At 58.4% G+C, this 13,413-nt stretch carries 13 protein-coding genes; 9 read left to right on the top strand and 4 right to left on the bottom strand.

Features of this window, described 5'->3' with window-relative positions:
* The 4 genes from E4U03_RS04450 to E4U03_RS04435 all read left to right on the top strand — a co-directional run.
* Positions 1 to 116 (top strand): IS3 family transposase (locus tag E4U03_RS04450; RefSeq protein WP_135011154.1); only part of this gene is annotated, 116 nt, incomplete at its 5' end.
* Between the two features lie 126 nt (positions 117 to 242).
* Positions 243 to 3,083, top strand: coding sequence for a DEAD/DEAH box helicase (locus E4U03_RS04445; protein WP_135011874.1), 2,841 nt, complete (start codon positions 243 to 245; stop codon positions 3,081 to 3,083).
* Positions 3,084 to 3,117: 34 nt separating this feature from the next.
* Complete coding sequence (locus E4U03_RS04440; protein ID WP_135011872.1) at positions 3,118 to 4,167, top strand: hypothetical protein; 1,050 nt, start codon at positions 3,118 to 3,120, stop codon at positions 4,165 to 4,167.
* A gap of 115 nt (positions 4,168 to 4,282) precedes the next feature.
* On the top strand, positions 4,283 to 5,017 hold the full coding sequence (locus E4U03_RS04435) for a polyprenol monophosphomannose synthase (protein WP_135011870.1): 735 nt from the start codon (positions 4,283 to 4,285) through the stop codon (positions 5,015 to 5,017).
* Between the two features lie 69 nt (positions 5,018 to 5,086).
* Here the strand turns inward: E4U03_RS04435 and E4U03_RS04430 are convergent, their stop codons facing one another.
* From E4U03_RS04430 to E4U03_RS04420, 3 genes are all read right to left on the bottom strand, one after another.
* Positions 5,087 to 5,425, bottom strand: coding sequence for an RNA polymerase-binding protein RbpA (locus E4U03_RS04430; RefSeq protein WP_135011868.1), 339 nt, complete (start codon positions 5,423 to 5,425; stop codon positions 5,087 to 5,089).
* Between the two features lie 93 nt (positions 5,426 to 5,518).
* Entirely contained in the window at positions 5,519 to 6,643 is a 1,125-nt protein-coding gene (locus E4U03_RS04425; RefSeq protein ID WP_135011866.1) for an SPFH domain-containing protein, read from the bottom strand.
* 30 nt (positions 6,644 to 6,673) lie between these two features.
* Positions 6,674 to 7,132, bottom strand: coding sequence for an NfeD family protein (locus E4U03_RS04420; protein WP_135011864.1), 459 nt, complete (start codon positions 7,130 to 7,132; stop codon positions 6,674 to 6,676).
* A 227-nt stretch (positions 7,133 to 7,359) separates the two neighbouring features.
* On the opposite strand from E4U03_RS04420, the gene E4U03_RS04415 reads away from it, so the two are divergent.
* Positions 7,360 to 7,743 carry a DUF3054 domain-containing protein gene (locus E4U03_RS04415; protein WP_135011862.1) on the top strand — a complete coding sequence of 128 codons (384 nt, stop codon included), beginning with the start codon at positions 7,360 to 7,362 and terminating at the stop codon, positions 7,741 to 7,743.
* Positions 7,744 to 7,810: 67 nt separating this feature from the next.
* On the opposite strand, the gene trpD is transcribed toward E4U03_RS04415, so the two are convergent.
* The gene (gene trpD, locus E4U03_RS04410; protein WP_135011860.1) at positions 7,811 to 8,851 is read right to left on the bottom strand and encodes an anthranilate phosphoribosyltransferase; all 1,041 of its coding nucleotides are present in this window, start codon (positions 8,849 to 8,851) and stop codon (positions 7,811 to 7,813) included.
* A 238-nt stretch (positions 8,852 to 9,089) separates the two neighbouring features.
* Between trpD and ctaE the strand changes: the two genes are divergently transcribed.
* Genes ctaE through qcrB form a run of 4 tightly spaced genes read left to right on the top strand, consistent with a single transcriptional unit; the run spans position 9,090 to position 13,380 of the window.
* The gene (gene ctaE, locus E4U03_RS04405; RefSeq protein WP_135011858.1) at positions 9,090 to 9,728 is read left to right on the top strand and encodes an aa3-type cytochrome oxidase subunit III; all 639 of its coding nucleotides are present in this window, start codon (positions 9,090 to 9,092) and stop codon (positions 9,726 to 9,728) included.
* Between the two features lie 52 nt (positions 9,729 to 9,780).
* Positions 9,781 to 10,575: a cytochrome bc1 complex diheme cytochrome c subunit gene (qcrC, locus tag E4U03_RS04400; protein ID WP_135011856.1), complete on the top strand. Its 795-nt coding sequence runs from the start codon at positions 9,781 to 9,783 to the stop codon at positions 10,573 to 10,575.
* Positions 10,576 to 10,624: 49 nt separating this feature from the next.
* Positions 10,625 to 11,716: a cytochrome bc1 complex Rieske iron-sulfur subunit gene (gene qcrA, locus E4U03_RS04395; protein WP_135011853.1), complete on the top strand. Its 1,092-nt coding sequence runs from the start codon at positions 10,625 to 10,627 to the stop codon at positions 11,714 to 11,716.
* The gene (gene qcrB, locus E4U03_RS04390) at positions 11,716 to 13,380 is read left to right on the top strand and encodes a cytochrome bc1 complex cytochrome b subunit (protein WP_135011851.1); all 1,665 of its coding nucleotides are present in this window, start codon (positions 11,716 to 11,718) and stop codon (positions 13,378 to 13,380) included. The genes qcrA and qcrB overlap by 1 nt, the downstream gene beginning before the upstream one ends.
* Positions 13,381 to 13,413 lie beyond the last annotated feature (33 nt).

The raw sequence follows: 13,413 nt of genomic DNA, 5'->3' as shown, positions 1-13,413 counted from the left end.
GTCAGGCGGTTGATGACTATATCTATTGGTATAACAACGGTAGGCTTCAGGAGCGATTAAAGGGCCTGGCTCCGATGGGGTATCGGAGCCAGGCTTTGGCAGCCCTGACGGTCTAGGATTAAACCAGTCCAACTTTCGGGGGCTAGTTCACAGACCGTGCCGGGGCGGTTTTTTGTTCGCGCTGGAACGAAAGCTGACTGCGGGGTGCCCCTGACCGAAATCTACCGCCTAAGATTAGACATATGGCTAGCTACGCTGAACAGTACCTGCGCGCCAAAGAACGCGCCACCTTCTCAAAGACCGCTCTCTACCGCTTTGAGCAGACCCTGAGCTTTGACCTGGATGACTTCCAGCGCCGGGCCTGCACCTTGGTTGAGGACGGCCGGGGTGTACTGGTTGCTGCCCCCACCGGGGCGGGCAAGACGATCGTGGGGGAGTTCGCTATCTACCTGGCCCTATCGCAGGGCAAAAAGGCTTTTTACACCACCCCAATCAAGGCCCTGAGTAACCAGAAGTACAACGACCTGGTGGCAGCCTACGGTGAGGACGTCGTGGGTCTGCTGACCGGCGATACCTCCATCAACTCCGAAGCCCCCGTGGTCGTGATGACCACCGAGGTGCTCCGCAACATGCTCTACGCAGACTCCGCGACCTTGGCCAACCTGGGCTATGTGGTGATGGACGAGGTGCACTACCTGGCAGACCGCTCCCGCGGGGCGGTGTGGGAAGAGTGCATTATTCACCTGCCCGAATCGATTTCTGTTATCGCCCTATCGGCCACTATCTCTAACGCTGAGGAATTCGGAGCCTGGCTTGATACCGTGCGCGGGCAGACAGACATCATCGTTTCTGAACACCGCCCGGTTCCCCTCTGGCAGCACGTGATGGTGGGCCGCCACCTCATGGACCTCTTCGCTGGCGATACCACTGTCGAGGACGCCGCAGCCGCCATCGACCTGCCCGAGGTCAACCCGGAGCTGGTGCGGGTCGGACGCCGCCCCCGCCCCTCCCGGGGCCCCGGCGGCAAGTCCTTCTCCCGCCTGGGCAAGGGCAAACGTAGTCGTAACCAGGGCTACCAGTCCCAGGGCTATGACCGCGAGCACCGCAGCAGCGCGGACGAGGCGAGCGCCCCCGTCCGCCCCCAGCGCATTAGCCGCCCAGAGATGATTCGCTCCCTCGATAAGGCGGGTCTGCTGCCCGGTATTTGTTTTATTTTCTCGCGGGTAGGCTGTGACGCTGCGGTGTCGCAGTGTATCGATGCCGATATTCGCCTAACAACCGAGGCTGAGGCCCAGGCTATTCGGGCCTATATCGCTGAGGCTACTGCTAGCCTTGAGACCAGTGACCTGGCGGTGCTGGGTTTTTACGAGTGGCGTGAGGGCCTGATGCGGGGCGTAGCTGCCCATCATGCGGGCCTGCTGCCGGTCTTTAAGGAGGTTGTTGAGACCCTCTTCTCTGAGGGGCTGATTCGCATGGTCTTTGCGACCGAGACCCTGGCGCTGGGCATCAATATGCCAGCCCGGTCGGTGGTGCTAGAGAAGCTCACCAAGTTCAACGGTGAGACCCACGTGGATATCACGCCGGGGGAGTACACCCAGCTGACCGGACGCGCCGGCCGCCGTGGTATCGACGTTGAGGGTCATGCTGTGGTCATGTGGCGCCCCGGTCTAGAGCCCCAGCAGGTAGCGGGCCTGGCCTCGAAGCGCACCTACCCCCTCAATTCCTCCTTCAAGCCCACCTACAATATGAGCGCCAACCTAATTGCCCAGTTTGGCACTGAGCGCACCAAGAAGATTCTGGAAAGTTCCTTTGCCCAGTTCCAGGCCGATAAGTCGGTGGTGGGGGTAGCTTCTCGTGTGAGGAAGAACGAAAAGGCTCTGGCAGGTTTTGAAGAGGCGATGACCTGCCATCTGGGTGACTTTACCGAGTACGCCCGCATCCGCCGTGACCTCTCTGATCTTGAGAAAAAGGCCGAGAAGGGCCGTAGTCGTCTGCGGCAGTCCCAGGCGGTGGCGTCCCTCCTTGACCTGCTGCCCGGCGATATCATCGAAATCCCCCGAGGCCGTAATGCGGGGCCCGCCGTAGTGCTGGCCAGGGCCGAGTCTCTGGACGACCCGCGCCCGTCCATTCTGACGATGGCGGCGCAGCTGCGCCGCCTTGACCCCCGCGACCTCGACGGGCCTGTTCTGCCGGTTTCGAAGATTAAGGTGTCAAAGAAGTTCACCGGTAAGACCCCCAAGGACCGCCGGGACATGGCCTCTCGTATGCGCGAGGCCCTCTATCAGGGGCTTCCTGCCCGCTCGGGGTCTCAGAAGAAGTACTTCAACGAGCGCGAGCGTGGAGACGAACAGAAGATTGAAGAGCTGCGCCGGTCCCTGCGCAACCACCCCTGCCACGGGTGCTCTGACCGCGAGAATCATGCCCGGTGGGCTGAGCGCTGGTACCGCCTGTCGCGCGATACGGACGGCCTGCGCCGTCAGATTGAGCGCCGCACCAACACTATCGCCCAGGTCTTTGAGCGCATCACTCAGCTGCTGACTAGCTACGGTTACGTTGAGACGGTGGATGGGCGCCGCGTGCTCACCGCCCGGGGCGCCTCCCTGCGTCGGGTTTACGGTGAAAAGGACCTGCTGACCTCCCTCTGCCTTGAAGACGGCTTCTTGCAGGGCCTTGACCCGGCTTCTATCGCTGCGGTGGTCTCAGCCCTGGTGGATGAGGCTAAACGCGATGAGCTGGGCCTTCTATCTCGCTACCCCGGTCACGGGGTCGAGGGGGCGCTGATGACCGTGCTGAAGCACTGGAATAAGCTCAACGACGCCGAAAAACTCCATCGGCTACCGCAGACCGCCTCGCCTGACTTTGGTATGGTCTGGCCCGTTTATAAGTGGGCGCGGGGCAAGAGCCTCGCCCAGGCTATCGATAGTACCGACCTAGCCGCTGGCGATTTCGTGCGCTGGACCAAGCAGGTCATCGACAGCCTTGGTCAGATTGCCCACGTGGCGTCGTCTGACCCCCAGCTGCGCACCCAGTGCGAGGCCGCTATTAACCTGCTACGCCGCGGCGTGGTGGCAACCCAGCCTTAGTCTGTTTTACTGTCAGTATTTTGAAAGGACGGCAATGATGCCCGCAACTGTCATGCTCGATGGCTCTGTCTACAGCCCCGCTGACCCCTTTGCTACCGCCCTGGTCATGAACGAGGGCCAGGTGGAGTGGGTGGGGCAGGACGCCGGTGCCCGCTCCATCGCGGATTCCTCCATGACCGTGCAGGAGCTGGGCGGACGCCTGGTTACCCCCAGCTTTGCCCTGGCGGCGGCTTCTACGACCGGGGCGGACGCCCCCGCCCTGCTCGATGAGCTAGCGGCAGCTGGCTACGGTTATGCCCGCCTGCTGCTCACTGATTTCGCGCAGGAGCTCCCGGCGGCGCACCCTGCGGTAGCTGCTGACTACTACCTCCCCGTAGGCAGCCTTGAGGGTGGCAGGGAGCTGCCCGCCGGCGTCCGCGGTATCTTTGTCTCATCCCCGGGAGAGCTTAGCTCACAGTTACTGGCTTCGCTGGCCGAAAAGCGCCTGCAGCTCATATTGGTGGTCACCGAAGAGGCTCAGGCAGGGGAGTACCTGGCTCATCTGGCGCCTCTTGACGGCCTCACCCGTCTGCGTATCAGCCCCAGCCTGGAGGGGCTCACCGAGCTAGCCCAAAGCGACCTGGAACAAGCCAAAAATCTACAGGTCACCCTCGGTTTCTCAGGCGACTTCGACCGCTCCGGTGAAGCCTTTGGCCGGGCCCTGGCGGCGGGAGCTGCAGTTACCCTAGGGTCAGACCCCGGTACCCGGCCCTCACTGTTGAGCTGGGAGCTGGTAAACGCCGCCGTTAACCCAGCCCAGACAGACCAGGCAGTATCGGCTCGCGCCGCTTTTGCCGCCTGCACCCGCGCTGTCTACCGCGCCGCGTCCGCCTCTAACCCCTTCACCGGCCAGCTCGTGCCCGGAGCCCCTGCCCACTGCGCCCTCTGGGCCATCACCGAACTCATCGTGCAGACCCCCGACAGCCGTATTGCCGCCTGGAGCACCGACCCGCGCGCCCGTACCCCCCTGCTCCCTGTCCTGGCCCCTGATGTGCCCCGTCCTGAACTGGTCAGCTTGTACCGCAGTGGCCATAAAGTGGGCTAGGCGTCACCTCAGACCTCGGTCCCGCGATACACGCTCGAGCACCTGCACCCTATATAATGAAAAACTGGTTTACACGCCGTCCTCCGTTTCGGATGGGCCATGACAAGGAGACCGCATGCGAGTACTAACCGTGATTCCTACTTACAATGAGAAGGAAAACCTTCCCGTCGTAGTAGAGCGCCTGCGCGCAGCCGTGCCCGACTGCGACATCCTCGTCGTCGACGACAACAGCCCCGACGGCACCGGCCAGCTCGCCGACTCCATGGCAGCAGAAGACAGCCACATCAACGTACTCCACCGCACCGTCAAGGACGGCCTGGGTGGTGCCTACCTGGCAGGCTTCGACTGGGGCCTAGAAGCTGGCTACGACGTACTTGTTGAGATGGACGCCGACTGCTCCCACCAACCCGAACAGCTGCCCCTGCTCCTGCAGGCTATTGAAGGAGGAGCCGACCTAGCTATCGGTTCCCGCTACGTACCCGGTGGTAAAACCAAAAACTGGCCCCTGCACCGCCAGATTCTTTCCCGCGGCGCTAATCTTTATACCCGACTGATTCTGGGCACCAAGGTCAAAGACATCACCGCGGGCTACCGCGCCTACCGCCGCGAAGCCCTGCAGAAGCTTAACCTCGAAGGCATCGACTCCAAGGGCTATGTCTTCCAGGTCGATTTGGCCTGGCGCTCTGAGCAGGCCGGTCTGCGGATTGTAGAAGTACCCATCACCTTTGTAGAGCGTGAAATCGGCAGCTCCAAGATGGACGGTAACATCATCGTTGATTCCATGACCAAGGTAACCCGCTGGGGCTTGTCGGCCCGAGCAGAGCGCGTCCGCTCCCTCATCAAGAAGTAATAGAAGTTGATAGACCAAGGGCCCCTCCAGATAACTGGCCGGGGCCCTTAGTCTTAGAGGGAGGCTACCCTAGAGGGCGTGACGCTCCCGGTAAATCTCAAGACGCTGCTGCAGGGTCTCTTCGAGTTCTTCGACGCTACGGCGCTCCAGGAGCATGTCCCAGTGGGTACGAACAGGCTTTTCAGCGTTCTCTTCAACCTTGCCGTCGCCAGAAACCAAGAAGGCTTCCTTGCCGGATTTGGCGGTCCAGGTTGCGGGAATCTCAGCTTCCTGCGCGAAGGTAACGAAGACTCGTTCACCGTCTTCGGTGCGGTACTCCACACGCTGGCGGGGAGCCGGCTCCACGCCTGATTCGGTTTCCATTGACTGTGAACCCAGGCGCATACCGCGCAGGCTGCGATCGCTCATTTTCTTCCTCCATAAACGGTGACTGAAGTGCTTGCAGGTTTTCGACTACTCAAAGGCGGGTAAACCGTGCAGGCCAAATACCTATTATAACCTTTAGGCGCCGGGGGCGTGGGGGTCTGTGCCCTCAGCTGATTCGCCGCTAGGTAGCTCGCCCTCCTGAGGGATTTCAACGCCGCTATCGAGCTTGTCGAGGTTGGGGTTGAGGTCTTCAGGGGTCACGCGGATGACCGGGGTGTCGACCAGGGGAGAGGACGGGGGAGTGACCGGGGCTGACTCTTCCTCGGTCTCAGGTGCGCCCTCGTTACCCAGGGGTGAGAAGGCGTTGCCGATACTGCGCAGGGCATCGCCCAGCTCGGTGGGAATGAACCAGAGCTTGTTAGCATCGCCTTCGGCTAGCTTGGGCAGGGTCTGCAGGTACTGGTAGGTCAGCAGCTTCTGGCTGGGGTTCGAGGCGTGGATAGCGTGGAAGACCTTCTGGATGGCCTGGGCTTCACCGTCAGCACGCAGGATAGCTGCCTTAGCGTCACCCTCAGCGGTCAGAATCTGGGATTGCTTTTCACCTTCTGCTCGTAGAATCGCAGCACGGGAGTCACCTTCGGCGGTTAGGATCTGTGACTGCTTCTGGCCTTCAGCGGTTAGAATAGCGGCTCGGCGGTCACGCTCGGCCCGCATCTGCTTTTCCATGGAGTCCTGGATGGAGTGCGGGGGCTGAATTTCCTTGATGTCGACACGGGAGACGCGGATACCCCAGCGGCCGGTGGTGCTGTCGAGAACCCCTCGCAGTTCGCTGTTGATCTGGTCGCGGGAGGTCAGGGTTTCTTCGAGGTTGAGACCACCGACGACGTTGCGCAAGGTGGCGCTGGTTAGCTCGTCCACAGCCTGGATGTAGTTGGTGATTTCGTAGGTTGCTGCCTTGGGGTCGGTCACCTGGAAGTAGACCACGGTATCGATACCGACGACCAGGTTATCTTCGGTGATAACGGACTGGGCGGGGAAGGACACGACCTGTTCACGCAGGTCAATGAGGGGCAGGACGCGGTCGATGAAGGGAACAGTGACGTGGAAGCCGGGGTTGAGGGTGGTGTGGTACTTACCCAGACGTTCGACAATGCCAGCACGGGCCTGGGGAATAATGCGTACAGCCCTGAGCAGGGTGATGAGCACCAAGAGGACGAGGGCTGTAAGCAGGATGGTTGTGGTGATGGTTGAAGCTGTCATAGGTTACGACCTTAATCTTTAAGTTAAAGGTTATTTTGTGGTGTGAGGGGCTAGGTAGGCGGTTGCACCGCGAATGGCTACCACGGTTGCAGTTGACCCTTCGGGCAGAACTAGCTGATTGCTTTCAGGGCGGGCTGTCCACGCATCACCGGCGATACGGGCAAGACCGGCCTGCTCGGTAACCGTCTGGGTAATAAGAGCGTCCTGGCCAACCAGACCGTCGGAGTTCATCGCGATATTGGGTGAGCTTTGATGAAAACGCTTAATAAGCGGTGGGCGGAGCCCTAAGAGAAGAGCGATACTAACAACCGCGAAAAGAACAACCTGCCCAACGAAAGAATCGAGGAAGGTGGTGCTCAGTGTTGCCGAGAGGGCAGCTAGGGCCATCATCAGAAAGACGAAGTCGAGCATCAAAATCTCGATAATGGCTAGAACAATAGCAGCGGTGAGCCAGAAAGCCCAGAGGTTCTGAGCGAACCAATCAATCATGTGTACCTCCCACAAATCGGTGTGTGTTAGTACTTATCTATTCTCCCTGATGTGGTTTCTCTGTGCTAGTCATTACGTGAGATATGAGAGGATTTGGCCAGCTCAGCCAGGCTTTCCATTAAGCCGATAATATACATTATGTAAAGTAAAGCTAAAAATGCTCCCCCAGATGCCCTCAATCGCCCGCGCAGCTGCTGAGCTTAGCGCTCCTGCGTTAGAGTGAAACTATGCTCAGTTCAGTTGATTCAGGTAAATATTTTTCCCAGCCTATCCGTGCCCTGGTTGACCTGGCCCTCGTCCTTCTTTTTATTGCCATCGGTCTCACCAGCCATCGCGAACCGCTGTCCCAGCTATTAGCCACAGCCGCACCTTTCTTGCTGGCTGCCTGTGCTGGCCATATTGGCGTGTGGGCCGTGAGATCCAGGCGGCAGCTTCCCCTCTTACTTGAAGGCTTTATGATGTGGGTTAGCACCCTGGTGCTTGGGCTCGGCCTGCGCCTCTCCTTCGGTGATACTGCCGCAACTGCCTTTGTTCTTGTCTCAGCTTTTACCCTCCTGGTCTTCTTGGTGGGCTGGCGCCTTATCCTTGGCTTGGTACGCCGCAAGGCCTAAATTTCTCGATGTAGACAGTCTTTAAAAAGGTGTGGCCCCAGAAACTCTGGGGCCACACCTTTTTGGTTTATTTACTGTTGCTGTAAGCGATCCAAAGTTCAAGCACAGTCTTAGCTTTACCTGATTCTACTGAATGGCGAGCATCCTGCAGGGCTTCCTCAAAGCGTTCGGTAAAAGGCCTGCTGTCGACCGAACGGTAAGCAGTCAAGCCCGCTGCGGCATTCAGCAAAACCGCGTTGAGGATTGGACCAGGAGTCCCGTCGAGAACCTGGTGAACAACCTGGGCGTTATGCTGGGCATCTCCCCCGCGTAAATCGTCCAGGCTGGCGCATTCAATACCAAAATTGGTGGGGGTTAGTGAATGGTGCTCAATTCCCCCATTGAAGGTTTCCCAAACTTGCGACTCACCGGTGATGGTAATTTCGTCCAGGCCGTCATTCCCGCGGAAAATCAGGGCGTGGTCGCCGCGGGAAGCAAAAACGGCGGCGATTTTCTCAGCCATCTCGGGGTCCGCTACACCGATGGCTGAAGCTCGAACCCGAGCAGGGTTGGTCATGGGGCCGAGGTAGTTGAAGGCTGTGGGGACGCCAATGGAGCGGCGGGCCGGTGCTACGTGCCGCATAGAGGGGTGGAAGACCTGGGCGAACAGGAAAGTGATGCCCGCAGCCTCAACCGCACCTGCCACATCTTTAATGTTTAGGTTTAGATTTATACCCAGCTCGGCCAGCACATCTGCACTTCCACTTGATGATGAAGAGGCCCTGTTGCCGTGCTTAATGACGGGCACACCTGCACCCGCAATCACCAGTGAGGCCATAGTGGAAATATTGACGGTATTCTGCTGGTCTCCCCCAGTTCCCACGATGTCTACAGCATCTCGGGTGACTTCTATGTGTTCTGCCTTGTCAAGCATGCCCTGTGCTAGCGCGGCAAGCTCTTCAGGAGTTTCACCTTTAACATGAAGTCCAACTAGGAAAGCTCCGATAATAGCTTCCGGGGTTGAACCCGCCATGATGTCTTGCATGGCCCAGTTAATCTGGTCTGACGAGAGGTCCTGCTGGGCTACGAGTTGATTGAGAATGAGTTTCCATGTGATGGTGCCTGTCATGGCTCACATTCTACGGTTCTTTTAGCGCCCGAGCGAGCTCGTGAGACGGACGTCCGCGGGGGCTCTCCGCGTCAGGGCGGTTGGTAGTTGGGTTACGCAAGTTTTACACACAACGTGTCGCCAAGCCTGTGCTAAAAACCCCTAGATTAGGGGGAAGATGTGCAGGATTTACAACACACCTCCTAGCAAACCCCCTTACCTATTGGTTCACGGGCACTTTTACAGACATAATGTCTATGTGACAACTGCAACCCATACCCCAAGTAAGTCGGCACACGCCGCTCTGAATCGACCCAACCAGGTGTCTGTCGGCACCGTCGTTTGGCTTGCCTCAGAGCTCATGTTCTTCGCCGGCCTGTTCGCAATGTACTTCACTCTGCGCGCTTCTCGCCCTGATATTTGGGCTGAGAACACCCCGCTGCTTGAAGTCCCTCTCGCTCTCGCCAACACCATCGTGCTGGTGCTGAGTTCCGTTACCTGCCAGTTTGGTGTTTTCAAGGCTGAACAGCTCAAGCCCCGCCGCACCGGTTCCCTCTTCAATGTCCGTGAATGGGGCATGGTTGAGTGGTTCCTGCTCACCTTCGTCATGGGTGCGTTCTTCGTTTCCCTCCAGGCTTACGAGTACGCAAACCTTGTAGCTGAAGGTATGACTATCGCGTCAAGTGCTTACGGTTCAGCTTTCTACATCACCACCGGTTTCCACGCACTCCACGTAACCGGCGGCCTGATCGCCTTCCTGCTGATCATCGGTCGTGCCTATGTTGCTAAGCGTTTCGGTCACTACGAAGCAACCTCAGCAATTGTTGTTTCTTACTACTGGCACTTCGTAGACGTCGTCTGGATCGCCCTGTTCCTTATCGTCTACTTCCTCAAGTAACCGGTAACCGCTAAAAGTAAACCAACTAGCACACACACAAAGGAACAACGACGTGAAGGCACTTTCTCAAAAGCGACGTCATCCGCTCGCAGCTCTCGTGTTGCTTGCCCTTGCCCTCTTCCTATCTGGTGGCCTCTACGCAGTTGCCACGGCTACTAACGAGGCTCAAGCCGCTACAAGCACCACCTACGCTGCAGAAGACATCTCAGAAGGCCAGAAACTCTTTCTGGCCAACTGTGCAACCTGCCACGGTACTAACGCAGAAGGCTCAGCAGACGGCCCCTCACTGATTGGTGTTGGCGCTGCTGCTGTTGACTTCCAGGTAGGCACCGGCCGCATGCCCATGCAGATGCAGGGCGTTCAGGCTCAGCTGAAGCCCGGCCAGTTCAACGATGAGCAGACTAAGCAGCTCGCAGCCTACGTTGCATCACTCGGTGCAGGCCCCACCATCCCCGAAGAAGAGTACCTCGATGTTTCCAAGGGCGATGCAGCCAACGGTGCAAAGGTATTCCTCGCAAACTGCGCTATGTGCCATAACGCTGCTGGCGTTGGTGGTGCTCTGACCCGCGGTAAGTTCGCTCCTACCCTGATGGGCGTTTCAGAAAAGCACATCTACGAGGCTATGGAAACTGGCCCGCAGAACATGCCTGTCTTTAACGACGCAAACATCACTCCCGAAGAAAAGCGCGATGTCATTACCTACCTGAAGTCCCAGGAAGTTAACGCATCGGTTGGTGGTTTCAAGCTTGGCTCACTCGGCCCTGTGTCTGAAGGTCTTCTGATCTGGACCCTCGGCCTGGTCATCGTCATTGCATTCACCCTCTGGCTGACTTCACGAGCTGCATAAGCTCACGCACACACATAAATTTCGTACCAAGGAAGATTTGAGGCAACACATGGGAAACCATAGTGACGGCGCACATGAAAAGGCTGCCGTAGTTACCTCTCAAGAGGCAAGTCAGGAGAAGTTCGCTAACCCCGGACTTCCCCCGCATGCTCCCCGACTCACCGACGTCGATTCCAAAAAAGCTAAAGGTGCCGAGCGACAGGTAGTTCTGCTATTCGTCATCTCCATACTGGGCTCCCTGCTTTTCTGGATTGGCTACTTCGGTGTAGAGGTAAGCGGCAACTTCTACGATGTCATGAACCCCGAAGCAAACAACATGCTTCGCCTGCAGAACCTTCTGCTGGGTCTCGGCATCGCTTTTGCCATGTTCGGTATCGGTATCGGTATCGTTCACTGGGCACGCTCACTCATGCCCGACCACGAAATGGTCGAAGAGCGTCACGCGGTTACCTCTGAAGAGGACCGCGCAGAGGCTCAGGAAATCGTTGAAACCATCATCGAAGAATCAGGCATCAAGCGTCGCCCGCTTCTTCGTAACACCCTCATCGGTTCCGTTATCCTCGCTCCCCTGACCTTCGTCACCCTGTTCCGTGACCTGGGCCCCGCAGACCCCTCAGTGCTCAAGTACACCCTGTGGGACGAAGGCGTCCGCCTCGTGCGCGACCCCTCCGGCACCCCCATCAAGGCTGCCGACGTTACCCTGGGTTCTGCCTACCACGTCCTGCCCGAAACCCTCTCTAGCCTGACCCATGAGAACGGCTACCTCGAGGAAAAGGCCAAGGCCGTTGTACTGCTCATGCGTCTGGATCCCGCTGACATCAAGAAAGTCACCCCCGGTCGCGAAAACTGGAACGTTGACGGCATCTACGCCTACTCCAAGGTTTGTACCCACGTAGGCTGCCCCATCGCTCTGTACGAGCAGCGCACCCACCACCTGCTCTGCCCCTGCCACCAGTCAACCTTTGACGCGGCAGAAGAGTGCAAGGTTATCTTCGGCCCCGCAGGTCACGCCCTGCCCCAGCTGCCCATCGCAGTTGACTCCGAAGGCTACCTGGTCGCCCAGAGTGACTTCCACGAGCCCGTTGGCCCCGGCTACTGGGAGCGTGCAAAGCACATCAAGGAAATGGCAGGTGAAGCATAATGTCGACTTCAATGCAGTCTGATTACAAGGCAAAGACCTCAACCGGTCGTATCGCCCACTACGTAGATCAGCGTGTTGGTGCTTCAGGCATCATCAAGGAATTCGGTCGCAAAATCTTCCCCGACCACTGGTCATTCATGTTCGGTGAAGTTGCGCTCTACAGCCTGGTTATCCTGATCATCTCAGGTACCTTCCTGACCTTCTTCTTCAACCCCACCATGGTGTCGGTAACCTATGACGGTTCCTACGTCCCCATGAAGGGCACCCACATGTCTGCCGCCTACGCCTCTACCCTGGACATCTCCTTTGACGTCCGCGGTGGTCTGCTCATGCGTCAGATTCACCACTGGGCAGCTCTGATGTTCATGATGGCCATGACCGTGCACATGCTGCGCGTCTTCTTCACCGGCGCCTTCCGCCGTCCTCGTGAACTTAACTGGGTTGTTGGTTGCACCCTGCTCATCATCGGTATTCTGGCTGGCTTCACCGGCTACTCACTGCCCGATGATGTGCTCTCAGGTAACGGTCTGCGCATTATTGACGGTATTTTCAAGTCAATCCCGCTGGTCGGTACCTACATCTCGCTCTTCTTCTTCGGTGGCGAGTTCCCCGGTACCGCTGTGATTGGTCGCCTCTACACCCTGCACATCATGATTATCCCCGCGATGCTTCTGCTGCTCGTGGCTATTCACATGTTCATGGTCGTACTGCACAAGCACACCCAGTACCCCGGCCCCGGCCGCACCGAGAACAACGTCGTTGGCTTCCCCGTAGGCCCCGTCTACGCAGCCAAGGCTGGCGGTTTCTTCTTCATCGTGTTCGGTATCATCGCCTTCCTCGGCGCAACCTTTACCATCAACGCGATTTGGAACTACGGCCCCTACGACCCCTCACCGGTACAGGCCGGTACCCAGCCTGACTGGTACGTAGGCTTCGGTGACGGCGCCCTGCGTCTGTGGCCCGGCGTCTGGCCCTGGCCCTGGGAGTTCGAATTCCTCGGTGGCACCTGGGTTCTAAGCGTCCTTCTCCCCTTCGCTCTGATGGCTGGCTCAGTCATGATGGCCATGGTCTTCTGGCCCTGGATCGAGCAGTGGGTTACCAAGGACAACCGCGTCCACAACATCCTGGACCGCCCCCGCAACGCCCCCTTCCGTACCGGTGTGGGCGTAGCAGGCATCATTGGCTACGCAGCCCTGATGATCGCGGCAAGCTCCGACCTGATCGCAACTCACTTCCACGTATCGCTGAACGACGTTGCCTACTGGCTCCGCTTTACCTTTGTATTCGGTCCCCTCATCGGCTTCTTCATCACCCAGCGCATCTGCCTGGCTCTGCAGCGTAAGGACCGTGAGCTCGTACTGCACGGTATCGAAACCGGTAAGGTCGTCCAGCTCCCCCACGGTGAGTTCATCGAGGTTCACAAGCCTCTCGACGGATACCGCCGCTATGAACTGGTCTCCTTCGAGTCACCCGAGCCCATCCCGGCTCAGCCCAACAAGAAGGGCAAGGTTGGCCTGATCGAGAAGACCCGCGCAGGTCTCTCAAAGATCTGGTTCGAAGACCGCGTAGTTGCCGTAACTCCCGCTGAGCTCGAAGCAGCTCACCATGAGCACCACGGTGCACATGAGGTTGACGGTCACAAGGCTGACTCAATCGAAAAATAACATACGGTTGTAGTAACAGTGTGGGGTGCCCCG

The sequence above is a fragment of the Rothia nasimurium genome, from assembly GCF_004569295.1.
Classification (GTDB): domain Bacteria; phylum Actinomycetota; class Actinomycetes; order Actinomycetales; family Micrococcaceae; genus Rothia; species Rothia nasimurium_B.
The sequence above is the reverse complement of the archived record's forward strand: the minus strand, read 5'-3'. Positions and strand labels throughout refer to the sequence as shown.

What these genes read in the sequence shown, in the direction of transcription:
- E4U03_RS04445 (WP_135011874.1), top strand. Translation starts at nt 243, where the DNA reads ATGGCTAGCTACGCTGAACAGTACCTGCGCGCCAAAGAACGCGCCACC.
- E4U03_RS04440 (WP_135011872.1), top strand. Translation starts at nt 3,118, where the DNA reads ATGATGCCCGCAACTGTCATGCTCGATGGCTCTGTCTACAGCCCCGCT.
- E4U03_RS04435 (WP_135011870.1), top strand. Translation starts at nt 4,283, where the DNA reads ATGCGAGTACTAACCGTGATTCCTACTTACAATGAGAAGGAAAACCTT.
- E4U03_RS04430 (WP_135011868.1), bottom strand. Translation starts at nt 5,425, where the DNA reads ATGAGCGATCGCAGCCTGCGCGGTATGCGCCTGGGTTCACAGTCAATG.
- E4U03_RS04425 (WP_135011866.1), bottom strand. Translation starts at nt 6,643, where the DNA reads ATGACAGCTTCAACCATCACCACAACCATCCTGCTTACAGCCCTCGTC.
- E4U03_RS04420 (WP_135011864.1), bottom strand. Translation starts at nt 7,132, where the DNA reads ATGATTGATTGGTTCGCTCAGAACCTCTGGGCTTTCTGGCTCACCGCT.
- E4U03_RS04415 (WP_135011862.1), top strand. Translation starts at nt 7,360, where the DNA reads ATGCTCAGTTCAGTTGATTCAGGTAAATATTTTTCCCAGCCTATCCGT.
- trpD (WP_135011860.1), bottom strand. Translation starts at nt 8,851, where the DNA reads ATGACAGGCACCATCACATGGAAACTCATTCTCAATCAACTCGTAGCC.
- qcrA (WP_135011853.1), top strand. Translation starts at nt 10,625, where the DNA reads ATGGGAAACCATAGTGACGGCGCACATGAAAAGGCTGCCGTAGTTACC.
- qcrB (WP_135011851.1), top strand. Translation starts at nt 11,716, where the DNA reads ATGTCGACTTCAATGCAGTCTGATTACAAGGCAAAGACCTCAACCGGT.